Annotated in this window: 20 protein-coding genes; 4 read left to right on the top strand and 16 right to left on the bottom strand. The window is 45.5% G+C overall.

Translation table 11 applies throughout. The annotated features are described in order from the left end of the window. Positions 1 to 19 precede the first annotated feature (19 nt). From BMX05_RS04775 to mnmG, 3 genes are read right to left on the bottom strand one after another with little or no spacing between them, the layout of a single operon-like run. Entirely contained in the window at positions 20 to 844 is an 825-nt protein-coding gene (locus BMX05_RS04775; RefSeq protein ID WP_093308829.1) for a ParB/RepB/Spo0J family partition protein, read from the bottom strand. Between the two features lie 13 nt (positions 845 to 857). Beyond that, on the bottom strand, positions 858 to 1490 hold the full coding sequence (gene rsmG / locus BMX05_RS04770) for a 16S rRNA (guanine(527)-N(7))-methyltransferase RsmG (RefSeq protein ID WP_093308828.1): 633 nt from the start codon (positions 1488 to 1490) through the stop codon (positions 858 to 860). Continuing rightward, positions 1490 to 3388 (bottom strand): tRNA uridine-5-carboxymethylaminomethyl(34) synthesis enzyme MnmG, encoded by a 1899-nt coding sequence (gene mnmG / locus BMX05_RS04765; RefSeq protein WP_093308827.1) that lies wholly within the window; start codon positions 3386 to 3388, stop codon positions 1490 to 1492. Before mnmG ends, rsmG begins: the two co-directional genes overlap by 1 nt. A 662-nt stretch (positions 3389 to 4050) precedes the next feature. Here mnmG and BMX05_RS04760 point away from each other — a divergent pair. Next, entirely contained in the window at positions 4051 to 5616 is a 1566-nt protein-coding gene (locus BMX05_RS04760; RefSeq protein ID WP_093308826.1) for a bifunctional aminoglycoside phosphotransferase/ATP-binding protein, read from the top strand. 50 nt (positions 5617 to 5666) lie between these two features. Here the strand turns inward: BMX05_RS04760 and BMX05_RS04755 are convergent, their stop codons facing one another. Further along, on the bottom strand, positions 5667 to 7667 hold the full coding sequence (locus tag BMX05_RS04755; protein ID WP_093308825.1) for a methyl-accepting chemotaxis protein: 2001 nt from the start codon (positions 7665 to 7667) through the stop codon (positions 5667 to 5669). Positions 7668 to 7801: 134 nt separating this feature from the next. Here BMX05_RS04755 and recF point away from each other — a divergent pair, with 134 nt between their 5' ends. Both recF and gyrB read left to right on the top strand, forming a co-directional pair. Continuing rightward, a complete protein-coding gene (gene recF, locus BMX05_RS04750) occupies positions 7802 to 8908 on the top strand; it encodes a DNA replication/repair protein RecF (RefSeq protein WP_093308824.1) in 1107 nt (368 codons plus the stop codon). After that, positions 8905 to 11322 carry a DNA topoisomerase (ATP-hydrolyzing) subunit B gene (gyrB, locus tag BMX05_RS04745; RefSeq protein ID WP_093308823.1) on the top strand — a complete coding sequence of 806 codons (2418 nt, stop codon included), beginning with the start codon at positions 8905 to 8907 and terminating at the stop codon, positions 11320 to 11322. The genes recF and gyrB overlap by 4 nt, the downstream gene beginning before the upstream one ends. 44 nt (positions 11323 to 11366) lie before the next feature. Here the strand turns inward: gyrB and dnaE are convergent, their stop codons facing one another. The 5 genes from dnaE to radC form a co-directional block, all read right to left on the bottom strand. Beyond that, positions 11367 to 14891 carry a DNA polymerase III subunit alpha gene (gene dnaE, locus BMX05_RS04740; RefSeq protein WP_093308822.1) on the bottom strand — a complete coding sequence of 1175 codons (3525 nt, stop codon included), beginning with the start codon at positions 14889 to 14891 and terminating at the stop codon, positions 11367 to 11369. Between the two features lie 18 nt (positions 14892 to 14909). Continuing rightward, positions 14910 to 15779 carry a bifunctional DNA-formamidopyrimidine glycosylase/DNA-(apurinic or apyrimidinic site) lyase gene (gene mutM / locus BMX05_RS04735; protein WP_093308821.1) on the bottom strand — a complete coding sequence of 290 codons (870 nt, stop codon included), beginning with the start codon at positions 15777 to 15779 and terminating at the stop codon, positions 14910 to 14912. Between the two features lie 98 nt (positions 15780 to 15877). Further along, positions 15878 to 16033, bottom strand: coding sequence for a 50S ribosomal protein L33 (rpmG, locus tag BMX05_RS04730; protein ID WP_093308820.1), 156 nt, complete (start codon positions 16031 to 16033; stop codon positions 15878 to 15880). A gap of 16 nt (positions 16034 to 16049) precedes the next feature. After that, positions 16050 to 16286, bottom strand: a complete 237-nt coding sequence (rpmB, locus tag BMX05_RS04725) for a 50S ribosomal protein L28 (protein WP_093308819.1) — start codon at positions 16284 to 16286, stop codon at positions 16050 to 16052. A 269-nt stretch (positions 16287 to 16555) separates the two neighbouring features. Next, the gene (gene radC / locus BMX05_RS04720) at positions 16556 to 17233 is read right to left on the bottom strand and encodes a RadC family protein (RefSeq protein ID WP_093308818.1); all 678 of its coding nucleotides are present in this window, start codon (positions 17231 to 17233) and stop codon (positions 16556 to 16558) included. 65 nt (positions 17234 to 17298) lie between these two features. Between radC and coaBC the strand changes: the two genes are divergently transcribed. Continuing rightward, complete coding sequence (gene coaBC / locus BMX05_RS04715) at positions 17299 to 18528, top strand: bifunctional phosphopantothenoylcysteine decarboxylase/phosphopantothenate--cysteine ligase CoaBC (protein ID WP_093308817.1); 1230 nt, start codon at positions 17299 to 17301, stop codon at positions 18526 to 18528. 30 nt (positions 18529 to 18558) lie between these two features. Here the strand turns inward: coaBC and BMX05_RS04710 are convergent, their stop codons facing one another. The 7 genes from BMX05_RS04710 to BMX05_RS04680 all read right to left on the bottom strand — a co-directional run bounded on the left by BMX05_RS04710 (position 18559) and on the right by BMX05_RS04680 (position 26965). Beyond that, positions 18559 to 18759, bottom strand: a complete 201-nt coding sequence (locus BMX05_RS04710) for a zinc ribbon domain-containing protein (RefSeq protein ID WP_093308816.1) — start codon at positions 18757 to 18759, stop codon at positions 18559 to 18561. A gap of 99 nt (positions 18760 to 18858) precedes the next feature. After that, complete coding sequence (locus tag BMX05_RS04705; RefSeq protein WP_093308815.1) at positions 18859 to 19782, bottom strand: lysophospholipid acyltransferase family protein; 924 nt, start codon at positions 19780 to 19782, stop codon at positions 18859 to 18861. A 24-nt stretch (positions 19783 to 19806) separates the two neighbouring features. Next, complete coding sequence (locus BMX05_RS04700) at positions 19807 to 21147, bottom strand: divergent polysaccharide deacetylase family protein (protein ID WP_093308814.1); 1341 nt, start codon at positions 21145 to 21147, stop codon at positions 19807 to 19809. Further along, entirely contained in the window at positions 21134 to 22483 is a 1350-nt protein-coding gene (locus tag BMX05_RS04695) for a S41 family peptidase (RefSeq protein ID WP_093308813.1), read from the bottom strand. Before BMX05_RS04695 ends, BMX05_RS04700 begins: the two co-directional genes overlap by 14 nt. A gap of 88 nt (positions 22484 to 22571) precedes the next feature. Further along, positions 22572 to 23750: a murein hydrolase activator EnvC family protein gene (locus BMX05_RS04690; RefSeq protein WP_143051943.1), complete on the bottom strand. Its 1179-nt coding sequence runs from the start codon at positions 23748 to 23750 to the stop codon at positions 22572 to 22574. A gap of 84 nt (positions 23751 to 23834) precedes the next feature. Further along, positions 23835 to 25397 (bottom strand): 2,3-bisphosphoglycerate-independent phosphoglycerate mutase, encoded by a 1563-nt coding sequence (gene gpmI / locus BMX05_RS04685; RefSeq protein ID WP_093308811.1) that lies wholly within the window; start codon positions 25395 to 25397, stop codon positions 23835 to 23837. Positions 25398 to 25555: 158 nt separating this feature from the next. Then, on the bottom strand, positions 25556 to 26965 hold the full coding sequence (locus BMX05_RS04680; protein ID WP_395854979.1) for a YcjX family GTP-binding protein: 1410 nt from the start codon (positions 26963 to 26965) through the stop codon (positions 25556 to 25558). Positions 26966 to 27000: the final 35 nt, after the last annotated feature.

Raw genomic sequence — 27000 nt, 5'->3', positions numbered from 1 at the left:
AGGTAAGCACACTTTTGGCTCATCTAAGACATTTAAGAATATGATCAAGCATATGTAAGGAGGCATAGTGAATCACTAGACGCCCTTGGCCTTGCTTAGTGTGCTTGATATCCACAGGTGTACCCAAGTATTCACTTAAGTGTGCTTGTAGCTGGAGTAAATCTTGATCTTGCACATGGGTTTTAGGCTGTGGCAGTTGTTGTAACCAGCGTTTTACTAGAGCTTCTGTCTGACGAACTGACAAAGATTTATCAATCACTTCACGTGCTCCAGCGATTTGCTGTTCTTTTGGTAAAGCAAGTAAAGCACGTGCATGGCCTTGGTCTAAAGCCCCTATGGTAAGCCACTCTAACACAGGACGGGGTAATTTTAACAAACGTAATAAATTGGCAACCGTGCTACGAGAACGCCCGATCGCATCGGCAATTTGCTGTTGCGAATATTGATATTCTTCTTGTAAGCGCTTCAAAGCTTGCGCTTCTTCTACCGGATTCAGGGCTTCCCGCTGAATATTTTCAATGAGTGCAAGTGCAAGTATTTGATCTTGCTGTGCCTCACGAATCAGTACAGGCACAGATTGCCACCCCAAATATTGAGCAGCACGCCACCGCCTTTCACCTGCAATAAGTTGGTATTTTTGTGCCGTATCCGATGTTGCAGGCAAAGATGTTACTACTAGAGGTTGCAAGATCCCCTGTGCTTGCAAAGAAGCCGCTAATTCTTGCAAAGCTTGCGGGTGAATCTCTTGGCGTGGTTGTTGTGGATTCGGTTGAATCGCTGCAATAGGCAAATACTGCAAGCGGCCACTTTTTGCAGATGCTGGTACAGGCTGTGGGTCTTTCATCTTGATGACAACATTAGCTAGGTGCTAATTGGAGTAAATGGCGTTCGCCTTCAAGCTGGGGGACTTGTAAGGAGCAAGTCTGCAAAAGTTGATATTTGCTATCCAATGCTTGCAGTTCTTCCTGTGGATATGTGCCTTTCATTGCCCACCAAGTGCCTTTTTCTGCAAGCAAATGCTCTGTCCATCTCAGCATGTCTTGTAAGCTGCTGAAAGCACGGCTAATGATTTGTGGAAATAAGATTGATGGCTGAAAATTCTCAACACGAGTATGAATCACTGCAACTTGTGTTAACCCCAAATGTGCGCAAGCTTGAAATTGAAAGCGAGACTTTTTGCCATTGGTGTCTAGCAAGCTAATAGGCCAGTTTGGATAACAAATGGCAAGAGGAATACCCGGTAAACCTGCACCAGAGCCTACGTCCAGTAAGGGCTGCTCAGGGTCTAAATGCTTTAGTACACTCAAACTGTCTAAGATATGTTTCGAAACCATTTCAACCGGATCTCGAACTGCAGTTAAATTGTAGGTCCGGTTCCATTTCTGTAGCAAGCTGATGTATTCCAATAAGCTTGCTTGCTGCTGTGCTGATAGAGATAAGGATAATTCGTTTAGCCCTGTAGATAAGGCTTGCTCAACACGACTTGACATTAAATTTGACCTGCTGAAGATACGGTAGTCATCTTGTGCTTCTTCATGTAAATCAAAAGCATAGAGATAGCAGCTGGGGTCACTCCTGGAATGCGTGCTGCTTGGGCTAGACTACTTGGGCGTATATGGCTGAGCTTTTGTTTAATCTCATTAGAAAGCCCATCAACCTGTTGATAATTAAAGTCTACCGCCAAGGGTGTATTTTCGTGACGACGCAGTTTATCAATCTCTTCATATTGGCGTTTGATATAACCTGCGTATTTCACTTGGATTTGGACTTGTTCGCTAACTTGTGGTGCTATGGTTTGACTTAATTCATCCAGTGCTTGTAAGTGTTTGAATTCGACTTCAGGACGTTTAAGTAAGTCTAATAAATTTGTTGGGCGCTGAATCTTTTCTTGAGTGAGTTCTTGTAAAGCTTGTGCCTGCTGGCTTTGTGGTTGGATCCAAGTGGCTTTTAAGCGCGCGCTTTCACACTCGATGCTTTCGCGTTTTTTACAAAATGCCGCCCAACGTGTTTCATCCACTAAACCTAACCGATAGCCTTGTTCAGTCAGACGCAAATCTGCATTGTCTTCACGCAACACTAGACGGTGTTCCGCACGTGAAGTAAACATGCGATAAGGTTCAGAAGTACCTAAAGTAATCAAATCATCTACGAGAACACCAATATAAGCCTCATCACGGCGAGGTGACCAAAGTGCCTTGTCTTGTGCTCTTAAACCGGCATTAAGGCCTGCTAGTAGGCCTTGAGCACCGGCCTCTTCGTAACCGGTTGTACCATTGATTTGACCAGCAAAAAACAGGTTGTGGATATGTTTGCTTTCTAGACTGGTAGTTAAACCTTGTGGATTAAAATAATCATACTCAATGGCATACCCTGGACGTGTGATATGCGCTTGCTCCATGCCACAAATAGAACGTACCAATGCAAGCTGTACATCGAAAGGTAAGGAAGTAGAGATACCATTTGGATAAAGCTCGTGCGTATTTAAGCCTTCAGGTTCGATAAATACCTGATGTGATTCCTTATCAGCAAATCTGTGAATCTTGTCTTCAATAGAGGGGCAGTATCTAGGTCCTATACCTTCGATCACTCCAGAGTACATGGGTGAGCGGTCTAGATTAGTGCGAATAATCTCATGCGTTTGCGCATTGGTATGTGTGATGTAGCAATGGACTTGTTCTGGATGCTGTTCTGGGTGTCCAAGAAAAGACATTACTGGCAAGGGAGTATCCCCAGGTTGTGCTTGCATCGCAGAGAAATTAACACTTTTAGCATCAATGCGAGGTGGAGTGCCTGTTTTTAAGCGCCCAACATCTAAAGGTAATTCACGTAATCTATGCGCTAAAGCGATTGCTGGTGGATCACCTGCACGTCCGCCTGAGTGCTGCTGTAAACCTATGTGAATTACACCCCCTAGGAAAGTACCTGTGGTTAGCACTATGCTGGTAGCAAAAAAACGTATGCCTGCTTGGGTTACCACGCCTACCGCTTGATCGCTTTGAACAATTAAGTCATCAACAGCCTGCTGGAATAAGCTTAGGTGTGCTTGATTTTCTAGCATATGACGGATAGCAGCTTTGTAAAGTGCTCTATCGGCTTGAGCACGTGTTGCACGTACTGCAGGGCCTTTACGGCTGTTGAGAATTCTAAATTGAATCCCTGCTAGATCAGTGGCTTTTGCCATTGCACCACCGAGTGCATCGATCTCTTTCACTAAGTGACTTTTGCCAATGCCACCAATTGCTGGGTTACAAGACATCTGTCCCAAGGTTTCTATGTTGTGAGTAAGCAACAGGGTTTCGCATCCCATGCGTGCGCTAGCCAAAGCAGCTTCAGTACCTGCATGACCACCACCAATGACGATAACATCGAAATGCTTAGGATAATCCACCTTGTTGAGTCTCCACTTTGGTTTATTGCGACTTATTTGGCTGGCTAATAAATTTAGCAAAAATTTAATTGATTCAAGGGTTTGCTACTTTTTTTGGAAAAGTATTTGAAGATATGTAGGGTAAGTGCAGGGAAAGTTTTACATTAAAGAAATCTAAAATATCAAGTGCTTTTTGTTACTAAGCATTGTGGTTCTGGTTTGTTGGATGTGGATTTTAGGTTAGTCCCCGACTGCATACAAGCATTCAACAAAGGATTTTTGTAGTCCTTGTTTTGTGAGTAGAGATTGGCCATCGTGAAGTGGTTGGTTAATAATAATAAGCTCTTTTTCTTTTTTATTGTTATTATTATAGGGTAAGCAATATTCTGTGCATAACTAGTTTTTTTGTATATAAAACAAATATTTGCTATGTGTATAAGTCTGTTAATAACTTGTGGATATCCTGTGGATATCCTGTGGACAAAAGACTGACTTATCCACAGGAGTAAAAAATCTATTTTTATCCACAGAGTTATACATAGGTTATCAACAGGGTTATCCACAGATTTATCCACATTTTCATGTCTGCCAAATTTAGGGAAGTCCAAGTCATCTTTTATATTCTATCCTATTGATATATAGTGATATTTTTATTTTAACCACAGAAAAATCAGAGGGTGATCATGTCAAGTGAGTTAATCGCTAGTTTGCAAAATTCACAAGTGTATGCACACGCAACTCAGGAGTTTCATGTCTATGAAACTCATATTTCTTGGGTCGTGTTAACAGGGGAATACGCCTACAAAATCAAAAAGCCGGTGAATTTTGGCTTCTTGGATTTTTCTAGCTTGGAACAAAGGCGTTATTTTTGTGAACAGGAAGTGAAGCTCAATCAGCGTTTGGCACCAGAGCTTTACTTGAAGGTGGTACCTATTTCTGGTACCTGCACACAACCTTTGCTGGGGGATACACGTCAAGTTTTTGAATATGCTATAAAAATGCGTCAATTTGATCCTAAGCAAGTACTTAATGAGGTGCAGGCAAGGGGGGAGTTGGAAATACGGCACATGCAGGATCTGGCAACCAAGTTGGCAGACTTCCATCAAAAAATTGCGTGTGCTGATGCAAGTTTTACATTAGGTACACCAGCCCAAGTCTGGGCACCTATGTTACAAAATTTCCAGCAAATTGAGCCTTTATTAACTGATGCGCAAGACCAGCAGCAAATGCAACAGTTAGCCGCTTGGGCACAAGAGACATATCAAAGATTACAGCCCTTGCTAGCAGAACGCTTGGCAAAAGGTTTTGTGCGGGAATGTCATGGTGATGTGCACTTAGCCAATGTGACCTTGATTGATGATGAAGTGAAACTTTTTGATTGTATTGAGTTTAATGATGAATTTCGCTGGATTGATGTCATGAGCGAAATTGCTTTTATCGTTATGGACTTGGAAGATCGAGGGCTAGAAGCTTATGCACATAGCTTTTTGAATACTTACCTAGAAATGACTGGAGATTATCAAGGATTAGCATTATTAGATTTCTACAAAGCCTATCGGGCAATGGTGAGAGCAAAAATTAACCTTTTTTGTGCAGCTGACCCACAAGCAAGCGATACGCAAAAAGCTGCTGCTTTGGCTAATTATCGTAGCTATGCCCAGTTAGCAGAAAGCTATACTGAACTCAAAAGTCCCTATCTTTTGTTGACTTTAGGTGTGGCAGGGAGTGGTAAAAGCACACTGAGTGCCTACGTTTTACAGCAATTAGGTGGAATTCGCTTACGTTCAGATGTGGAACGTAAACGCCTGTTTGGTTTAGCAGCTGATGCAAATAGTCATTCTGCATTAGCCTCTGGCATTTACACGCAAGAAGCAACAGAAAAAACTTACGCACATTTAGCACAAACGGCACAAGCTTTATTACAAGCGGGCTATAGTGTGACTTTAGACGCGACACATCTGCGCCGTTGGCAAAGAGATGCCATGCGCCAAGTTGCTGAAAACTTGGGGTTGCCTGCGTTAGTGATTGTCTTGCAAGCACCCTTAGATATCTTGGAAGCACGTATTCGCAAGCGTGCTCTGCGCAAAGGGGAAGCTTCTGAGGCAACTTTAGAAGTCCTACACCAGCAGCTAGCACAGTTAGAACCTCTGACCCCAGAAGAAGAAATTTATGCCTTGCACGTGGATACGGAAGCGCCCAAGGCAAATCAGCAATTAGTCACTTGTTTGCAACAGCGCCTGTCTTCTTAAGGAGGCGAAAAAAGAAAAAGCGGTATGTATCTACCGCTTTTTCTGTGCCATTAAGCTCGCATAATATTTTGTACGCCCTCACATTTAAAAAGTGCTGTTCTTTGTTGCAACTCTTGTGTTAATTCTTGGATATTTTGGGTAAAAGCAGTGGCTTGTTCAGCTGAAGAAGCTGTGTGTTGGCTGTGTTCGGCAATTTCTTGTAGTTTTTGATTCACTGTTTTGAGTTGTTGGCTTTGTTGATCAATCAAGGTAGCAATTTCTGCATTCATGGTATTCATATGCTGAACACCATCTTCCACTTCTTGTAACTCGGTCACAGCAAGTTCCAGATCGGCAACACTGGTTTGGCTATGTGTATAACTTGCATGCATGCGTTGAACAACGTCTTGTGTTTGTGTTTGTAGCTCTGTGACCAAACCTTGGATTTCATCCGCTGAATCATGCGTGCGTTGCGCCAAAGCGCGTACTTCATCTGCAACGACGGCAAAACCACGGCCTGCCTCTCCTGCGCGTGCGGACTCAATCGCGGCATTGAGTGCAAGTAAATTCGTTTGTTCAGAAACCGCCTGAATCACATCAACCACATGAGAGATATTATTAGTAGCTTGGGCAAGGTGGCTCATGGTGTGATGGCAAGCTTGTACCTCGTGTGCCAACTGGTGCAAAGTGTGCGCACTTTGTGTCAAATGTTTACGGCCTGTTTGGGTGTTTGCTTGGCAAACAGTAGCCTGTTCGGCAGCCTCTTGTGCATGGGTGTTAATACGGTGCGTTTTTTGGCTGATTTCAGTGAGAGCTTGTGCTACTTGAGTTACAGAAACTTGTTGTTGTTGAATGGCTGTCGTTGCTGCATGTGCACCTAAGGTTAAATGATCGCTTGCTTGATACATTGCTTGGCTATTAGATTGCACCTTAGTGATAGCTATTTGTAAATGCTGCAATAACTGGTTCATATCTTTGACTAATTCACCAATTTCGGCGCCATCTTTGGTATGCAAGCGATAACTTAAATCATGCTGTTGTGCGACATGTAAAATCTGTTTGGCAAGGGAGCGAATCGGCAAAACCCAATGTCCAGATTGCCAGTACACTAAAAGCAAACCGACAGCAGATAAAATACCTGCCAGTCCAAGAAGTTGTAAACTGATCTCTTGTACCGGTGCTAAAATTTGGTATTCAGGAACTTGTACGATAAGAAATCTTTGTAAATCAGCAATAAAGCGTACGCCGACATACTCTGTATGTCCTTGATTCTGAATTTGATAGACTCGTGTTTTTCCGGAAGTATCTTGCAACATCACTTCAGCAAGATTGGCAAAGCCTGGTAAGGCATTTAGTGTTAGCTGGCCTGCAACTTTGGGATCTGGGTGAATATCCACTCGGCCTGTCATTTGGGTTAAAAAGACAAAGCCTGTATCACCAATTGAATATTGACGGATCAGATCTGCAAGATGCTGCATATCAAGTCCCACGCCTGCCAAGTTAACCGGAAGCGAGTGCCCTTCGCGGGTGATTTGTGCATGAGAGCGGTAATTAATAAATAATTTAAGCTGATCGCCCTCAAAATGATTGGTGTCTAAGTTGAGCTCAAAAGCTTCTGCTTGTTGGCTAAAACGATAATACCAAGCATCATCTGGATTTTGTGCAGATAAACGTCTGTGCTGCAAAGTGCCATTGGAGTAATGATAATAAGTTTGGTCTGTACCTGTTGCCATAAAAACCAGGTTTGCCCCTGTGATTTGCTGCACCTGTTGTAAATGCGCTTGTATTTTAGCGAGCTGATCCTGCGGGCTGCCGTCTTGTAACCACTGGTGGATAAAGGAATTTTCTGCCAATTGCTGAGATAAAGCGATAGGGCCTGTCAGTTCTGTTTGAATTTGCGTACTGAGCAAGGCTAAGACTTGAGGTAAATCTTGGTTTTGTACGCGCTCACGACTATGGGTTGTTGTGAGTTGATGTTGCATCAACAAAGATAACCCAAAAATAACAAGCAAGAGTAAGGACACATTAATAAATAAACGGGTACGCAAAGAGGTGGAATACCAAAAGTCCATGGATTAAATCTCCTTTAGAATCAAATCATTCATTGATTTTTTCTTCTTATGTAGAGGTAGCAAATACCTGCATTTTCGTCATGAAGATGTTCTCTTATCTTTATATGAATAGCTATACAAAAAGCTGAAATTTTATGACGTTAGAGCGCTTAGATATTCACAGTTTGCGTAATTTACAGCCAACACGTTGGCAACCCAATGCACATATCAATGTTGTGTATGGTGCTAATGCAAGTGGTAAGACAAGTTTGTTAGAGGCGGTTCATATTCTGGGACTAGGGCGCTCTTTTCGGCATAAATCTTTGCTATCGAGTATTCAACATCAACAAGATAGTCTCCATCTTTATGCAAAAGTGCGTCAAAAATGTGGCGCTAGTTATCGTTTAGCTATCCAAAGAGAACGCCAGCAAGAAAGAAGCTTGATCTATATACAAGAACAAAGCGTACGGACAACCGCAGAACTGGCAGCTTGTTTGCCTATACAGCTGATTACACCTGATAGCCTACGTTTATTAGAAGGTGCCCCTCAATTAAGGCGTCAGTACTTAGATTGGGGAGCCTTTCATGCACATGCGCATTTTTTGCCCGCATGGCAAGGGTTACAAAATGCACTTAAGCAGCGTAATAGCCTACTGAAACATGCTAAAATTGATCCCTCATATTTGCAGCTTTGGGATAATGAATTAATTCGCTATACCCAGGTGGTACATCAAGCACGTCTTGCTTATCTTGAAATGTTGCAGCCAGTATTTATCCAATATTTACAGGCACTTACATTAAATTTATCCATAGAATTAACTTATTATCCTGGGTGGGATAAAAAATATGAATATTCGGATGCTTTAACATCTTCGCGTGCACGCGACCAAGCACAAGGCTTTACTAGCTTGGGCGCCCAACGGGCGGATTTACGCATTCGTTATCAAGGACATAATGCATTAAATATCTTATCTCGTGGCCAGCAAAAGCTTGTTGTAAGTGCCTTAAAACTTGCGCAAGGTGCTTTATTGACTGATAAGGCTTGTGTGTATCTGGTGGATGATTTAGCAGCCGAACTAGATGCACAGCATAGAAAGAATTTTTGTCAGTTATTGGTGCAACAAGGCAAGCAGGTTTTTATGACTTGTATTGATGCTAAACACCTTGTGCCGATGGAAACTTTCTCAGAAGCTGATGTTAGCTGGTTTCACGTGGAACAGGGGCAGTTAACGCCTGTCGATTTTTCTAGGAGTATCGGATGAGTGACGCACACGACTATGATTCATCAAGTATTAAGGTGTTACGCGGGCTAGATGCCGTACGTAAACGCCCTGGTATGTATATTGGTGATACAGATGATGGTACCGGCTTGCATCACATGGTATTTGAGTTAGTGGATAACGCCATTGATGAGGCCTTGGCGGGGTATTGTTCAGAAATTCGTGTTCTTATTCATCCTGATGAATCTGTAACGGTTGCTGATAATGGTCGTGGGATTCCTACGGACATTCACCATGAAGAAGGCGTTTCTGCGGCGGAAGTGATTTTAACTGTCTTGCATGCTGGCGGAAAATTCGATGCTAACACCTACAAGGTCTCAGGTGGTTTACATGGCGTGGGAGTGTCTGTGGTGAATGCCTTATCTGCAGAGCTGGATTTAACCATTTGGCGTGCAGGTCAAGTCTTCGAGCAAAGTTATCAACATGGGGTACCCCAATATCCACTGAAGGTGGTAGGTAGCACAGAAAAAAGCGGTTCCCAGATTCGTTTTAAGCCCTCGCCTCAGACTTTCACCAATATTGAATTTCATTATGATATTTTAGCTAAACGCCTGCGTGAGTTATCTTTTTTAAACTCAGGTGTTGGGATTTATTTGCAAGATGAGCGTAGTGGGCGAAAAGAACATTTTTGCTATCAAGGCGGCTTAAAAGCCTTTATTGAACACCTCAACCGTAATAAAAATCATCTCAATGCCGTGTTTCACTTTAGCTGTGAGCGTGATGACGGGATTGGTGTAGAAGTGGCTCTACAATGGAACGATGGATTTGCAGAAAATATTTTCTGTTATACCAATAATATCCCTCAGCGCGATGGTGGCACTCACTTATCGGGTTTCCGTGCTGCTTTGACCCGCTCGCTCAATCAATATATTGAGCAAGAAGGCTTGCTCAAGAAAGCCAAAGTGAACACTTCAGGTGATGATGCGCGTGAAGGTTTGACTGCGATTGTCTCTGTGAAGGTGCCAGATCCTAAATTCTCCTCCCAGACGAAAGATAAGCTAGTGTCTTCTGAGGTGAAATCCGCGGTAGAACAAGAAATGGCACGTTGCTTCGGCGAGTATTTGCTAGAAAATCCCAAAGAATCAAAAGCCATTGTGGATAAAATGCTTGATGCGGCGCGTGCACGTGAAGCAGCACGGAAAGCGCGTGAAATGACACGGCGTAAAGGGGCTTTAGATATTGCAGGTTTGCCGGGTAAATTGGCAGATTGTCAGGAAAAAGATCCTGCACTATCAGAAATTTATCTAGTGGAAGGAGATTCAGCAGGTGGTTCTGCTAAACAAGGACGTGACCGACGCACGCAGGCGATTTTGCCGCTGAAGGGTAAAATTCTCAACGTAGAAAAAGCCCGTTTTGATCGTATGCTCAGCTCGGCTGAAATAGGCACCTTGATTACTGCTTTGGGTTGTGGGATTGGTCGCGAAGAATTTAATCCTGATAAATTACGTTATCACTCGATTATCATTATGACGGATGCGGATGTTGATGGTTCGCATATTCGTACCTTGTTACTTACCTTCTTTTTCCGGCAAATGCCCGAATTGATTGAGCGTGGGCACCTGTTTATTGCTCAGCCACCTCTGTACAAAATTAAGCGTGGCAAACACGAGCAATATTTGAAAGATGAAGCGGCTTTAACTGAGTATCTGACACAAACCGCATTGGAAAATGCGCACTTATTCCCTGCAGCTGATGTACCGGCAATTAGTGGCGAACCACTGCAAAAACTCGTGTATCAGTACCGAAACTTGAATCAACGTATTGAGCGCTTAGGACGTTTGTATCCCACATGGGCATTGCAACACATGCTGTATTTACCTTTGCCAGAGCTCACTGAGCTTGGGGACCAGGCGCGCATGCAAACTTGGCTGTTTGGCCTAGAAGCCAGTGCAAGCACACAACTTGCTCCGAATATGCAAGTGGCTTGGTCTTTGATTTATGATCCAGAACGCAGTGTTTATTTGCCACGGCTTGAAGTCACTCAGCATAGTAATACGCAAACTTATCTGTGGGATTTTGATTTCTTCCGTTCAGCAGATGCCAAACTGATTCGTGAGCAGGCAGAGATTCTCACCGGATTATTAACAGAGACAGCTTACGTGCAACGAGGTGAGCGTAAACAACCTGTGGATAACTTAGAAACTGCCTTAAATTGGTTGATGCAAGAAGCGCGTCGTGGACATAATGTTCAGCGCTATAAAGGCTTAGGGGAAATGAACCCAGAACAATTATGGGAAACGACCATGGACCCAAATGGCCGCCGTATGTTGCGGGTTTCTGTTGAAGATGCTGTTGCTGCAGATCAAATGTTCACCACCTTGATGGGCGATGAAGTTGAACCTCGGCGTGATTTTATTGAGACTTATGCCCTGACAGTGAGTAATTTAGATATTTAATCTCGTATCTAAAGACCCCAAGCTCTAAACTTGGGGCCTCTTATTTAGTGATAGCGGATATCAACCCCTTGTTTACCTAGGTGTTCTTGCAAGGTTTCAATCAAAGTCTCATCTGGATAGATGCGCCAAGGGCTGGGCTGAGACTCAACACTCACTTGATAGGCGAGTTGGGGATCCTGTGTTTGGTAATGCCAATGTAGTGGTAGACCTAAGGCCTGTGAATCCTCTATCTTAGCTGTGGATAAAATCGCCATGACTTTGGGCAGCACGTCGGACAGCTTGTGTGCTTGCGTAAACCGCAAAATCAAGGCCTGTGCATAACGGCATCTAGCTTGTGCTAAAGGAATAAAATCGCGGGCGCGCATACGTAAAGTGTTGGAAAAATCATCATGGCTCACCTCGCCTTCTACAATCGCGATCATCTCTTTATGATGACTTAAATAAGTGCGCACCGCTTCATACTGCTCAGCAAATAAGGCAACTTCAATGCGACCGCTTTGATCATCCAAAGTGACGAACGCAAGAGTCTCTCCGCGCTTATTTTTTAAAGTACGTTGTGCAACAACCAAGCCGGCAACTCTTTGGGGTTCTCTTTGGGGATGCAAATCTGCAATACGGGTACGCACACTCAATCTGAGTTCTTGCAAATAAGCATCAATAGGGTGGCCTGTTAAATAAAGCCCTAAAGTGTCTTTTTCGCCTTGTAAACGCTCTCTATCTGTCCATTCACGTACTTGTTGATAAGCCTGATAAGTTGTTGTGGTATCTGTGCTACTTGGGGTTAAAGCATCTGCGAATAAATCGACAATACCGGCATTCTGGTTCGCCTTTGCTTGCTCAGCACTTTGCAAAGCATCCTCTAATGCGGCAAATAATTGGCTACGTGGGGCACCTAGTTTGTCAAAGGCACCTGAACGCACCAAAGCTTCCAAAGTCCGCTTGTTGAGTGTCCTTGTATCGACGCGATGACAGAAATCGAATAAATCCTGAAACCTCCCTTGGGCATTGCGTGCCTCGACAATCGCACCAATAGGGCCTTCACCAACCCCCTTAATCGCGCCAAGACCATAGACAATTTCTTGGTGAGCATTCACAGTGAATTTATATTGGCTGGAATTCACATCTGGAGGACATAAGATTAACCCCATACAACGGCATTCTTCGATCAGCATGACCACCTTATCAATATTATGCATTTCTGTGGATAACACAGCGGCCATAAAAGAGGCAGGGTAATGGGCTTTCAACCAAGCCGTTTGATAAGAGACCAGTGCATAGGCAGCAGAGTGAGATTTGTTAAAACCATAACCTGCGAATTTTTCTACTAGATCAAAGATGTTCGCCGCTAGATGTTCGTCAATACCGTTATTTTTACTGCCTTCTAAGAAAACTTCCCTTTGTTTGGCCATCTCTTCCGGTTTTTTCTTACCCATAGCGCGCCGTAACAAATCAGCACCACCTAGGGTATAACCGGCCATGACTTGGGCAATTTGCATCACTTGTTCTTGATACAAAATAATCCCGTAAGTCGGTTCTAGGACAGGTTGTAGGCTATCTAATTGATAATCAGGGTGTGGCCAAGCTAGTTCTGCGCGTCCATGTTTGCGGTTGATAAAATCATCCACCATGCCAGATTGCAAAGGCCCAGGGCGAAATAAAGCCACTAAAGCAATCAGATCCTCAAGGCAATCAGGACGCAGGCGTTTGATCAGTTCTTTCATGCCGCGCGATTCGAGCTGGAAAACCGCTGTGGTTTCTGCCTTCTGCAGCATGGCAAAGGTTTTTTCATCTTTAAGATCAATATGATTAATATCGAGAGGCGCTTCTCCTTGAGAGGCACGTAAGCGGTTAATATCTTTGACAGCCCAATCAATAATAGTCAGGGTGCGTAGGCCCAGAAAGTCAAATTTCACTAACCCCGCTTCTTCTACGTCGCCCTTATCAAATTGCACGACTAAACCTGAGCCATCTTCCTCACATAATAAAGGGGCAAAATCGGTGAGTTTGGTTGGAGCAATGACCACGCCGCCTGCGTGCTTGCCTGTGCCTCGGGTGATGCCTTCTAGTTTGAGTGCCATTTCCCAAACCTCGCGTGCCTCCTCGTCTTGCTCAAGGTGGGTACGCAGCGTCTCTTCTTGGTCGTAGGCTTTGCTGAGTGTCATGCCGACTTCAAAGGGGATCATTTTGGATAACTTATCCCCCAGCATATAAGGCTTGCCTTGGGCTCTGGCAACATCACGCACAACTGCTTTTGCGGCCATGGTGCCAAAGGTGACGATTTGTGAAACGGCAAAACGTCCATAACGTTCCGCGACATACTCAATGACACGGTCTCGGCCTTCCATACAAAAATCAATATCAAAATCCGGCATGGAAACCCGTTCAGGATTTAAAAAGCGCTCAAACAGTAAATCATAAGCAATCGGATCTAAGTCCGTGATATCCAAAGCATAGGCAACCAAAGAACCCGCACCAGAGCCCCGCCCAGGGCCAACTGGCACGCCATTATTTTTGGCCCACTTAATAAAGTCCATCACGATCAAAAAATAGCCGGGAAATCCCATTTGCAAAATGGTATCTAGCTCAAAATCTAGGCGTTGACGATATTCTTGTGCTTTAGCGCTAAAATCAGCACTTTGCGGATCAAAGTTTTGTTGCAAACGGACTTGTAAACCTTGATGGGCCACTTGGCGGAAAAAATCATCCATACTCATCCCTTGGGGGACTGGGTATTCAGGTAAAAAATATTCACCAAGGCGCAAGGTCACATTGCATCGTTTAGCAATTTCTACACTATTGGTAAGGGCTTCTGGGATATCGGCAAATAGGGCCTGCATTTCCTCGGCACTTTTTAGGTATTGCTGCTCACGATAACGGCTGATGCGTTTAGGATCTTCTAAACTTTCCCCTTCACCAATACAAACACGTGTTTCATGTGCCCAATAGTCTTGCGGATTTAAAAAACGCACACCATTGGTGGCCACAAGAGGACATTGCACTTGGTAGGCAAGGGCAACACTGGCTTGCACACAGGCTTCATCTTGTGGGTGGCCGGTGCGCTGAATCTCTAAATAAAAACGTTGCGGAAAATGTTGCATCCAATGTAAACAGCGCTGCTGGGCTGTAGGAGGGTGGTGCAATAACCAATGGCCAATTTCTCCTTCTAGTGCGCCGGAAAGCACTAAAATGCCTTGGTTTTTTGCCAGCAACCAAGCTTCCTCGATATAAGCACGCCCTTGATGCTGGCCTTCTAGCCAAGCTTGGGAGATCAGCTCGGTCAGGTTACGATAGCCTTGGTTATCCATTGCTAACAGGGTTAAACGCCAGCCTGCCTCAGATGCTTGTGGATGTTTTAAATACATATCCACACCAATCAGGGGTTTTAATCCAGCGCCTTGTAAATTTTTATAGAATTTCACTAAACCGAAAAAGTTATTCACATCTGTGATGGCAACTGCAGGCATTTGTAATTCTTGCAAGCGCTTGCTGAGGGCTTTAATGCGAATTAAACCATCGACAAGAGAATATTCGCTATGGAGATTCAGGTGGACAAAGGTTGGCATGGACATAGGCGGTAGGCTCTTACTTTAGGCTTCTTTTGCGGATAAAGGTTGGCACTGGGGACAAAAAGCAGAGGTACGCTGTGCCAGTTGCACGCTCTGAATAGGCGTTTCACAAAGATAACAAGCTTGCCCTGTGCGTCCATACACTTGCAAGGATTGGGCAAAATAACCTAAATCCCCTTGGACAGAGGCAAAATCTTTTAGGCTGGTGCCACCCTGTGCAATAGCTTGGGTCAAAATCTTTTTGACATGAGTGACCAATAGAGCGCATTCAGAGAAACTGAGGCGATTGGCAGGGCATTGTGGATGTATCTTGGCCGCGAATAAGGCTTCAGTGGCATAAATATTCCCCACACCGACCACGCACTTAGGCTCCATCAGAAGCACTTTAATCGCTTTACGACTTTTGCGGCATTGATGATAAAAATCTTCTGCATGCCAATTTGTGGATAAAGGTTCTGGACCTAAAGCCGTAAGCAATGGATGTTGTGGCCAGGGTGCTTGTGCTTGCCCAGCTTGCAAGTCTGGATGCCAGAGTAAGGCACCAAAACGTCGTGGGTCCTCATAACGGATGCGTACTCCAGAGGTTAAACCCAGCTCAATATGCTCGTGTTTACGCCATGCTTGATCTGTTGTCTCTGGGGTAAGGACACGAAATTTCCCCGACATACCAAGGTGCCAAATTAAGTAACCGCGTGCGGTTACCGGTAGGAGTAAGTATTTAGCACGGCGTAGTAAAGGAGCAAGATGCCCACCTTGCACTTGCGCTTCAAGGTTTTCGGGGACAGGCCATCTTAATCTGGGCTGACGAACCTGCAAATGGCTGATAATGCCCTGATGGCAATAAGGCGCAAGACCTGTGCGTGTGGTTTCCACTTCAGGTAATTCAGGCATTGAGGCATCCTCAGGGTAAATTGAAGGCAATAAAAAACCCGGACGAATCCGGGTTTTGATGTGCTAATGCGCCAGCGAAAAGAAAAGGGCGAATCAGACTACTTGATTTTTGCTTCTTTGTAGAGCACATGCTTGCGCACTACAGGATCATACTTTTTGAATTCTAGTTTATCAGGCGTGGTACGCTTGTTTTTGGTCGTGGTGTAGAAGTGACCAGTACCTGCGCTAGAAACTAGCTTGATTTTATCACGCATCTTATCGCTCCTTTAATTAAAAGCTTTCGCCGCGCTTGCGCAAATCAACCAAGACTTGGTCGATACCTACTTTATCGATAATGCGCATGCCTTTAGAGGAAACGCGCAATTTAACGAAGCGCTTTTCAGACTCTACCCAAAAACGATGCGTATGCAGGTTAGGCAGAAAACGACGACGCGTTTTACGATTTGAGTGTGATACGTTATTACCGGTGATAGGACGCTTGCCGGTAACTTGACAAACTTGTGACATTTGTTGGCCTCCAACCGCTCAGTGTTGGCTTCAAGAAAATTCCGTGGGACAACCGGCATGGAAGGAAGGCGACCGCCGTTACCCCTGATTAAAGGCCGAACTTTATATCAGAAGCGTCATGCACATGCAAGCAAACGCCAAAACAATCTCGAATGTATACATTCAAGATGCAGTGGATAAACGGGGCACAAATCCTAGCTGATCCGGCACAGAGTATTGAGGAAGGCACATTATACCTGCTCTAGCCGGAACCGCAAGCCAAGGATGATTTAAATCAAGCCAGCTTCTGCAAATGAGTAAGGATCGCCTTCACCAATAATAAAGTGATCGAGCACTTGCACATCAATCATCTGTAATAAGGTGCGTAAACTTTGGGTGATTTGTTGATCTGCCTGACTGGGACGCGTTGAACCTGAAGGATGGTTATGCGCAAAAATGACTGCTGCGGCATTATGGTGTAACACACGTTTGAGGACTTCGCGTGGATAAATACTGGCTGCATCTAAAGTGCCTTTAAAAAGCTCCTCAATGGCAAGCACTTGATGTTGCTTATCCAAAAATATGACAGCAAAGACTTCATGCGGATAATCGCGTAATTTGAGTTTTAACAATTGGCGGACCTGTTTCGAACTGGTCAGAGCCTCGCCACGAGTGAGTACCGCTTCCATATGACGGCGGCTCATTTCTAGCACCGCTTGTAAAGTTGCAAATTTGGCTTGTCCTAATCCGTGGCAAGCACAAAAGCTTTGTTGATTTGCGGTCAGCAAGGTGCGTAAACCACCAAATTCCTTGATAAGCTCACGCGCTAGATCAACCGCTGATTTGCCTTGTGTGCCTGTGCGTAAGAAAATAGCTAATAGTTCTGCATCAGAAAGTGCTTGAGGACCCATGTGTAATAATTTTTCACGTGGACGTTCTCCTTCAGGCCATTCACGAATACTTGCCATCTGATTTGCTCCTTGCATTGATAATCCCAACCTCATTAATTAGCAGAAAATAAGGATTTTCGCTTATGACTTCCCTCAAAGATCAGCGTATTTTAGTGTGCATTAGTGGTGGTATTGCGGCCTATAAAAGTGCACATTTAGTCCGTTTGCTGACCCAAGCCGGTGCGCAAGTGCGTGTGGCCATGACGCAGGCCGCCCAAGCCTTTATCACACCCTTAACCCTACAAGCTTTGAGTCAATCCCCAGTACATACCAGCTTATTAGATGCAGATGCAGAAGCGGGTATGGGGCATATTGAGTTAGCACGTTGGGCGCACAAAATTGTGATCGCCCCAGCGACAGCCGATTTAATGGCACGCTTAGCTCATGGACATGCAGATGATTTAGTGAGTACCTTGTATTTAGCCAGTCAAGCCCCTGTGTTTATTGCGCCTGCTATGAATCAAGCCATGTGGGCTCACCCAGCAACACAGGCCAATCTGCAAATTTTACGCACTCATCAAGTACATATTTTAGGCCCAGCCAGTGGCGAACAGGCTTGTGGTGATTTAGGTATGGGGCGAATGTTGGAACCTGAGCAGATAGTAGCGGCCTTGCAAGCAGCGGTTGGGGTGCAACAAGCACAAGGGCCAAAAGTCGTGATTACCGCAGGGCCAACACGAGAGCCAATCGATCCTGTACGTTATATTAGTAATCACAGCTCGGGCAAAATGGGTTATGCACTGGCGGCGGCGGCGCAAGCGCTTGGGTGTCAGGTCACTTTAGTCAGTGGCCCCACACAATTGGCTTGTCCTTCGGGTGTGACTCGGGTGGACGTAGAAAGCGCTGAACAAATGCTAGCGGCTTGTTTATCCGAGGTGGCGCAAACGGATATTTTTATTGCAGCGGCGGCAGTTGCGGATTATCGCTTGGCAGAAGTGGCTGTGCATAAGTTGAAAAAAGATCAATCTCAGCAAGGGTTAACCTTAAATTTGGTGGAAAATCCAGATATTGTGGCCACTATCGCCCAGCATCAACAACGCCCTGCTTTAGTCGTTGGTTTTGCTGCAGAAACTCAAAAGGTGCAGGCTTATGCTTTGGCAAAGTTACAACGTAAAGGCTTAGATATGATGATTGCCAATGATGTGTCTAATCCAGAAATTGGTTTTCATAGTGATCACAATGCAGTGACGTTAATCACCAAAGACCGTCAGCAGGCATTTGATATACAAAGTAAAAAAGAACTTGCTCATCAACTGATGACAGAAATTTTACAAGCCTATACCAATCAAGAAAGCTTGAGCAACCGCGAGTGATGAGCTCGCGGTCTATGAAAACAGTTTGAGCTAATCCATCTCGCGTTTTAGCTCAAAGTGAGCCAAGCTCCCTTGCATATCGACGTAAAAATGCACTTCAACCAAGGCATAACAAAGGTCGCACTCTTCATGGAAGACTTGGGCACCAGCACTGGTATCAAAAGCCCATTCTTGTTCATGGCCGCAATAAGGGCAGGGGGCAAAACGTGTTTCTAACAACGCCTCTAACATAGCAAACACTCCTGAGCTGAGTGAAATCAATCTACCCTTGTTGGTACACAAGGATATCAGCAAGTATAGTGTGCTTTTTAACAGCGCAGGGTGTGGCCATTAGGTTGGTGGGTACAAGGAGGGTTGCTGTGTTGGGCGTTTACGAAAGCGTTTGTATTCCCATTGGTATTGCAAGGGAGCTTGGGCAATCGCGGTTTCTACGCAAGCATTAATCCCTGTACAGGCTGTCGTTTCATCCTGTGCATAGACTCTATCATCTGCGGGGAAAAACTTAACTACAAAGCCTTGTCCATGCGGTAAGCGTTCTGCCATCCCAGTGACGACTCGGGCTTGGGTACGGGCCACGAGTTTTGCAAGTAGGGTGCCGGTAAACGCGGGTTGCTGGAAGAAAGGCGCAAATACACCACCAGACCAGTCAGGTTCTTGATCTGGTAAAATACCGATCATTTCCCCGCGTTTGAGGGCCTTCAATAAGGCTGCAACGCCTTTAACATCTGTAGGCACAAGCTGGGCACCACCGCGCTCACGGCCAGCACGGGTGTGCTTATCTAAGCTGGTCAACTTAGGCGGCGCATACATAGCGGTAAAAACGCCTTGCTGTGAGAGCCAAAGATTAAGAATCTCCCAGTTCCCTATATGAGGCGCGAGAATAATCACGCCTTGGCCAGCAGTTTGGGCTTGTTGCAAGTTTTCTAAGCCTTCAACCCTTTGAATACTGGCTAAACAGAGTGACAAAGGGGCTTGCCAAGCAAATCCTAATTCCAGAAAAGTTGCACTACTTGCCACCAAGCTAGCGCGTGCCATGTGTGTTTGTTGTGTTGTGGATAACTCGGGATAACAAAGGCGTAAATTGGTCTCAGTCACAATACGCTCACGGCCATGTGCCCACCATAACAAGCGACCACTGAGCCAAGCAGCATGCGCTAAATAACCTAGGGGAATACGTGCTAACAGCCTCCAACAAGCCAGTACCAAGCCGGTAAGAAGCTGTTCTTTATACAGAGTCAAACGCCTTTTACACATGTATTTTGCTTAATTCCTTACGCACTAAAAAACTTTTTCCACAGGGGTGAGCACTTTGGGAGCGCTTCTTTCCTGAATCGCGGGCTTGCGGTCATTCAACCAAGAGTTATCCACAGGCTGCATTGTGGGTGCATTATTTACAGGCGTTGCACGGTTAAAACTTAACTGGGTTTGCCCGCCTGAAAGGTTTTGTGCTTGCGGCGCGGGTTTAGGTGCTTCTATCGCTTGTACTACAGGCGCTTGATAGCGATAAGGTGCTGGGTTGGCAATCTTATAATGCTCACCGGATAAGGGGCTATAACTGCTGCCTGTGGGGACACTTGGAATCTTGGGGGAGGCTTGGGCAACTGATTTGGTTTCTGTGGGTGGCGGAGGTGAAGGATTAACCGCCGCCGATGCTGTTTTATTGGTTGCTGGTTTTGTTTCTTCTGCTTGATAACTGGTGCTGACCTCAGTGCTGGTGGTTTGTAAACTGGGCAAGCGCTTATTGTTTTGCACGGGTGAGAGACTGACTTGATCCACATTCGAGGTCAAGCTGGCATACTGACTGGCCTGTAAGCCAAAATGGCCTTCTGGGTAACCACGGTTTAATGCAAGAATCAGACGTGGTGCATTGACTAAGCTGACACCATAGTCTTTCAACTTAGGGAGCTCACGTTCTAAAAGAGCCAGTGTTTGTGGATAAGGATGGCCAATAGCAACCGCATGACCTTTGCGTTTGGCTTGGGCAATCAACTCACGGAAAGCAGCAGCAATCGCTTTAGGATCAGGATCATGATCTAAGAACACATCTCTTTGTAAATAAGGGACTTGCATCAATTGGGCGCGTTCACCGGCAACAGTTCTAGGTGTCGTGCGGCTATCGACAAAGAAAAGGCGCTCTCCCTTGATGACTTCAAGGACAGCATCCATAGATTGCATACTTTGGGTCAGCAAACTCCCCATATGGTTGTTGACGCCAATAATATGAGGGACTTCTTTTAAGCAGCGTTGCACGATTTCTTTTTGTTCTGCGCTGGGCATCTGCGTGGTGATACCACAGGCTCCTAATTCCCGTTCGTGCAAATTTTCCATTGGCAAATGCAGCATAATGGCTTTGCCAGCTTGATGCGCTGCTTTTGCTAATGTTTGGCTATGAGGGCGATTAGGCAAAACAGAAAGGGTGACCTCGCCTGGCAGATTAACCGCGCGCATACCGGCTTTCATTTGATGACCGATATCATCAATAATCAAGGTAATGGACGCGGCATGGCTAGAAAAACTCAAGCTACCCAGTACAAAACTTGAAGCGACAAGTGTCAGTGTGCGTTTGAACTGTGCCCAAGGCGGCCGTTGAGATGCCTGCTGTGAATTAGTTGTCGTCATTATGTTGAGCCCTCAAAATCTGCCAGCCTTTCAAAAGATTAAGCGCTTCACCTAAAAGATAATCCTCAGCGCTTAGTCCTGAGGTCACAGGGCTAGTCTGGGTGGATGAGTTTTGGCCTGCTGCCTTTGTATTGTCTTCTTGTGCATTATTTAAGTGGCCAGCTAAGTTTGCTTCGCGGATTTCAGCATTGGGTTGCTCAACTGGGGTCACACGCACATTTTGCACCTTTATATCGGGCATGATGCCTTGAGCTTGAATCGAACGCCCCGAAGGTGTGAAATATAAAGCCGTTGTTAGTTTTAATGCCCGCTCACCTTTTAAAGGTAGAACACTTTGCACTGAGCCTTTACCAAAACTTGCGCTACCCATTAAAACCGCGCGTTTATGGTCTTGTAAGGCACCAGCGACAATCTCAGAAGCCGATGCGCTACCTGCATTAATGAGCACAATTAAAGGCACCCCTTGGCTAGGATCTTGGGCATCTGCAGAGAACCTTAATTCTGCGTCCGGTAAACGACCTTCCGTATACACAATCAAGCCCTCTGTTAAGAAAGCATCAGCAACTGCCACCGCAGATTGTAAGATCCCGCCTGGGTTATTGCGCAAATCCAAAATGAGGCCGCGTAAATCCCCTTGGTTGCGTGCGAAAAGATCAGCTAAAGCTTCTTGTACATCTTTGCCTGTGCGGGTTTGAAACTGAGAAATACGAATATAGCCGTAATGGGGTTCTAAAAGGCGAGTTTTGACGCTGGTGACCGCGATTACAGCACGTGTTAAAGACACATCAAAGGTTTGACTACCACGGCGAATCCCAAGCTCTATTTGAGTTCCAGGGGCACCACGCATGAGATCAACCCCTTGGCTGAGAGACAAACCTCGAGTAGGGGTTTGGTTGATCCTGATAATCACATCTTGGGGTTTTAAGCCAGCGCGTGATGCGGGCGTGTCATCAATTGGGCTAATGACTAAAATGCCATCTTCATGTACACCTACTTCAATCCCTAAACCACCAAACTCCCCTTCGGTGCTCTCTTGTAAGTTGTCATAATCTTGGGCGCTGAGGTAAGCCGAGTGTGGATCTAATCCGGCAAGCATCCCTTTGATGGCATATTCTAATAGGGTGTTATCATCAATTGGCTGGACATAAGCTTGTTTGATACGCTCATAGATTTCTGCAAAATTACGCAGTTCATCTAAAGGCAAAGGGTCTTGAACATACAGGATTTGCGGCTCAGGGGCGGGAGGTTGCGCAGATAACCAGGGTGCGGTGAGGGTCAAAAGTAAACTAAAACCAGCGAGCGCACCTCGGCGAGGATAAGATTTAAGTGAGAGCATCCTAGAATCCTGTGAATTTTTATGGCTGATAAAATTGATATTTTGCCCATATGGGGTTGGTTACATGCATCAATTTACCGAGAGTCATTTAACGCTTAGCCACCCAAGAGACGGGATCGGTTGGACGGCCTTTATAACGAATTTCAAAGTATAATGCAGTGCGTTTTTGTCCACCGGTATGGCCTGCGGTGGCAATCACCTCGCCGGCGTGAACCCAAGCACCTGTATCTCTTAACAAGGTTTGGTTGTGGCCATATAAACTCATATAACCTGTCCCATGATCAAGAATCACCATTAGGCCAAAACCGCGTAACCAATCGGAGAAAACCACACGTCCGCTATGCACGGCACGAACGGCTTGACCTAAATTAGCCTCTAATAAAAGTCCACGTGAACGTAATTTGCCATTATATTGTTCACTACCAAAGGCTTGCAGCACTTTCACCCCTTGATCTGTATCGAGTGGCCAAGGGAGTTGACCACGCATTTTGCGAAAGGGGCGATTATCTGGCTGAGGCTGAATCTTTTGTGCTGCTTGCTCAACGGCAGCAAGTAATTTTTCTAAACGGACTTGATCACTGAGTAATTTATCGAGTTCGCTGCCTTTATTTTGAATATTTTGTTCCAAAGCAGCCAACGCTTGTTGGCGTTTTTCTTGTTCCTGTGCAAGCTGTGCGCTTTGATCACGTAAACTTTGCGTCACTGCATTGAGGTGTTGGCTTTTTTCAATAATCTCGCTTTCGACTTGGCGCAGTTCGCGTGCACTAGCTAGATAGCTTTCAATACGGGTCGCACGTTCTCGGTTTAAGTAATCATAATAACGTAGCACGCGCGCGAGCTGGTCGGGTGCCTCTTGATTTAACAAGACTTTCAAATATTCTTGTCGGCCCATGGCATAGGCAGCGCGAATTTGTCGCCTTAAAAGCAAGGCTTGCTGATCGCGCTGGCGTTGTAGCAGGGTTTGACGACTTTGAAGTTCATCGAGTTGGCCATTGAGTTGGTTTTGCTGATCTTGGTGATCTTGAATCTGTTTGAGCAAAATCCCAATGTCACGCTCTGCCTCAGCTAAGATTTCCTGATGCTCAGAACGCTGGCCTTCGGCCGTTTTCAGCCAGCCTTGTAAGCTGTTGATTTCTTGCTGCAAGGCTTTTAATTGCTCTGGGGACACCTGATCAACAGCCGCATTAACATCCACACCGAACATCAGGCTGAACCCAAGTCCAAACAAGGCAAGATATCTCAGTATGATGGCATGTACATTAACCACGATATTCAATCCCGCTTACATTCTCAGCGTATAAGGCAAGTCTGCATGACATGATAAGGGAGGCATTAGCCTCCCTCGATGAGCCTAAAGAGCGCTTAGGGTGTCTTGGATTAATAAAGACTCACCTGTCATTTCATCAGGAACGGGTAAGTCCATTAAGGTCAATAAGGTGGGGGCAATATCACACAAACGCCCTGGTTTGAGGCTTGGGTGCTTGGGGTGATTTGGAATATAAATTAAAGGCACAGGACAAGTGGTGTGCGCGGTATGAGCTTGCCCTGTGTTTGGATCGAGCATTTGTTCTGCATTGCCGTGATCTGCCGTGATGAGGCATTGACCACCGACTTGCTCTATCGCTTCTACTACTTGACCAATACACGCATCTAAAGCCTCGACCGCTTGTACTGCAGCTTGATATACGCCGGTGTGCCCCACCATATCGCCATTGGCGTAATTACAAACGATTAAATCATATTGGCCGGAATGAATCGCTTCAACCAGTTGGCGAGTCAGTTCGGGTGCGCTCATCTCGGGCTGCAAATCATAGGTAGCAACTTGTGGAGAAGGAATCAAAGCACGGGTTTCGCCTGGATATTCTAGCTCACGTCCACCAGAGAAAAAGAAAGTCACATGAGCGTATTTTTCAGTTTCTGCAATACGCAATTGAGTTTTATCTAAGCTGGCCAGATATTCACCAAGCGTATTGGTTAAAGCTTCCGGTGGGAAGGCGCAAGGCGCGTGAATATTGGCGGCATACTCAGTGAGCATCACAAAATGGGCGAGTTGCGGATGTTGTGGACGGGCAAAGTGTGCAAAATCTTGATCGACGAAGGCGCGGCTGATTTCGCGTGCACGGTCAGCACGGAAATTCATAAAGATCAGGCTATCGCCATCTTGCAAATGTACAGGCGCAGCTTCTGGTGCATGTATGCTGGTCGCTTGGACAAATTCATCATTTTCGCCACGCGCATACGCCATTGCTAAGCCAGTCACCGCATCGACTGCATGATATTGGGCTTGGGCTTGGGTCAGCAATTGGTAAGCTGCTTGCACACGGTCCCAACGGGCATCCCTATCCATGGCGTAATAACGCCCAATCAAGCTGGCAATATGGCCAATGCCCAAGTCTTTTAATGTTTTATCTAAGGCAACCAGAGACGCTTGCGCGCTTCTTGGAGGGGTATCGCGGCCATCTAAAAAAGCATGTAAATAGACATAACGTGCGCCACGTTGCGCCGCCAGCTCAATCATGGCGTGAATATGATCTTGGTGGCTATGCACACCGCCTGGGGAAACTAACCCCATAATATGCACGGCTTTATCTTGAGCCACAGCAGCATCAACCGCTGCGACTAAAGCAGGATTTTGAGCAAAATCACCTGTTTCGATGGCTTTTGTGATGCGGGTAAAATCTTGGTACACAATGCGCCCTGCACCCAAATTCATATGGCCTACTTCGGAATTACCCATTTGGCCTTCAGGTAAACCGACCTGCATCCCAGAAGTATGAATCAGTGTATGCGGCATCTCGCGCCATAAACGATCCATCACAGGCGTGTTCGCATGATAAATCGCATTATCTGTGGGATCTTCGCGGTGACCGTAACCATCTAAAATCATTAATAAAGTGGGTGTGCGTGTACTCATGGGCCTTATGTCTTCTCTTGGCTAGTCTCAATATTGGGCGCATCTAGGCCGTGAAAGGCTTAGATCAAGTGCAGCCTGCTAGTGTATACAAGCTGGGGAAGCCTGTCTGCACAGGCTCGACTTACCTGTGCTTTTTGTTGCTGTTTGACTTGTAAGGATTAAGCTAATTTATCACCGAGTAAAAATTCTAAGGCCTCATCCATGCGCAAATGCGCAAGGGCTTGTTCTTGATGTAAGCTTGGCGGCGCAAAATGTACAAACTCAAAGCCTTGGGTTTGCCAAAAATCGGGCGAAGGTAGGCTTTTGGGGACTTCTCCAGGGTAAAAAGTGAGGACTTCACCCTGCAAATTATGCCCTTTTAAGGCAGGTGTTTTTTGACCATCGCTTAATTCAAGGATGAGCTCTTGGGTAGCACGGACGGAGGCAAGGGGTTGAATTTGTAGCTGTACTGCATCTGTACGTAGGTCTTGTAGGGGATCTTGCAAGAGGTTTTGCAATAGTTGGCATAATGCAGGATCTTGATCTCGGGTGACATGATCACTTTTGGTAATCGCAAATAAAAGGCGATCAATCCGAGGGGCAAACAAGCGTCGTAAAAAATCCCTTTGCCCATAACGAAAGCTCTGCAGTAGTTGGGTTAAGGTCATTTGCGTGTCGAGGACTTTTTCGTGTCCCGCGTTTAAAGCCTGTAGCAGATCAATTAAAACAATTTGCCGATCAAAGCGAGAAAAATGCTCTTTATAAAAAGGGCGTACTAGATGGTTTTTATAGTACTCAAAGCGTTGTTGCAGTAAAGCGAACAAACTATCTGGTGCTGCCTGGTGGATTTGCTCCGCACTATATTTGTCCAATTGAGGTAAGGGGAAAAACTCTAAAATAGGTGCGCCTGCATGATCAGCAGGCATAATAAAGCGCCCAGGTTGAATCCAAGCAAAACCGGCGGCCTTGCTTTGATGCAAGTTCTCTGTGTATAAGGCAGCTAGTTGGGCAATTTTGTGTTCATCAGCAGGTGCCAGTACATCCAAGGCTTCGACCCCTTGCCACCAAGTTTGGGCCAGCGCACGCCTTTGTGGATGGTGTTGTAAATAGTCTATGCTGGTCTGGGACCAGGTGATAAAGTCTTGTTCGAGCAAGGGTAAATCAAGTAGCCATTCCCCTGGATAATCAACAATTTCAAGTTGTAAACTTGCGACTTCACCTAGGTAGCGCTTGAGTGAGGTTTGTGGGCGATAACGTAAATTAAGACAGATTTCACTGATACCATTGGTGGGCTGTGGCCAATAGGGCGGTTGGCTGTAGAAGGCAGCTAAGGCCTGATCATAAGGAAAGCGTGGAATACTTAAATCCGGTTGATGAGTGCGCTTGCAGCCTAAAAGACGCCCTTCACGAGCAACCTGTAATAGAGGAAGTTGCTGTTGGGCGTTAAGATGACGCAACTGATAAACCAACGCACTAATAAAGGCAGTTTTACCCGCGCGACTTAAACCCGTTACGGCTAAACGCAACCTTTGATCTAAACCGCGTTCTAGCCAAGTTTGCAGCTGATATTCAAATTTGGACCAAGACACCTGCATGCTCCTGTCAATGGATCTTGAAAGAATAA

It is taken from the genome of Allopseudospirillum japonicum (assembly GCF_900108915.1).
In the GTDB taxonomy this organism is placed as follows: Bacteria; Pseudomonadota; Gammaproteobacteria; order Pseudomonadales; family Halomonadaceae; genus Pseudospirillum; species Pseudospirillum japonicum.
The sequence above is the reverse complement of the archived record's forward strand: the minus strand, read 5'-3'. Positions and strand labels throughout refer to the sequence as shown.

Coding starts and splice junctions, on each gene's coding strand:
- rpmB (WP_093308819.1), bottom strand. CDS start 16,286: ATGTCACAAGTTTGTCAAGTTACCGGCAAGCGTCCTATCACCGGTAAT.
- gyrB (WP_093308823.1), top strand. CDS start 8,905: ATGAGTGACGCACACGACTATGATTCATCAAGTATTAAGGTGTTACGC.
- rpmG (WP_093308820.1), bottom strand. CDS start 16,033: ATGCGTGATAAAATCAAGCTAGTTTCTAGCGCAGGTACTGGTCACTTC.
- BMX05_RS04775 (WP_093308829.1), bottom strand. CDS start 844: ATGAAAGACCCACAGCCTGTACCAGCATCTGCAAAAAGTGGCCGCTTG.
- BMX05_RS04700 (WP_093308814.1), bottom strand. CDS start 21,147: ATGACGACAACTAATTCACAGCAGGCATCTCAACGGCCGCCTTGGGCA.
- mutM (WP_093308821.1), bottom strand. CDS start 15,779: ATGCCTGAATTACCTGAAGTGGAAACCACACGCACAGGTCTTGCGCCT.
- recF (WP_093308824.1), top strand. CDS start 7,802: ATGACGTTAGAGCGCTTAGATATTCACAGTTTGCGTAATTTACAGCCA.
- coaBC (WP_093308817.1), top strand. CDS start 17,299: ATGACTTCCCTCAAAGATCAGCGTATTTTAGTGTGCATTAGTGGTGGT.
- BMX05_RS04755 (WP_093308825.1), bottom strand. CDS start 7,667: ATGGACTTTTGGTATTCCACCTCTTTGCGTACCCGTTTATTTATTAAT.
- gpmI (WP_093308811.1), bottom strand. CDS start 25,397: ATGAGTACACGCACACCCACTTTATTAATGATTTTAGATGGTTACGGT.
- dnaE (WP_093308822.1), bottom strand. CDS start 14,891: ATGTCCATGCCAACCTTTGTCCACCTGAATCTCCATAGCGAATATTCT.
- BMX05_RS04760 (WP_093308826.1), top strand. CDS start 4,051: ATGTCAAGTGAGTTAATCGCTAGTTTGCAAAATTCACAAGTGTATGCA.
- radC (WP_093308818.1), bottom strand. CDS start 17,233: ATGGCAAGTATTCGTGAATGGCCTGAAGGAGAACGTCCACGTGAAAAA.
- BMX05_RS04695 (WP_093308813.1), bottom strand. CDS start 22,483: ATGCTCTCACTTAAATCTTATCCTCGCCGAGGTGCGCTCGCTGGTTTT.
- rsmG (WP_093308828.1), bottom strand. CDS start 1,490: ATGTCAAGTCGTGTTGAGCAAGCCTTATCTACAGGGCTAAACGAATTA.
- BMX05_RS04710 (WP_093308816.1), bottom strand. CDS start 18,759: ATGTTAGAGGCGTTGTTAGAAACACGTTTTGCCCCCTGCCCTTATTGC.
- BMX05_RS04705 (WP_093308815.1), bottom strand. CDS start 19,782: ATGTGTAAAAGGCGTTTGACTCTGTATAAAGAACAGCTTCTTACCGGC.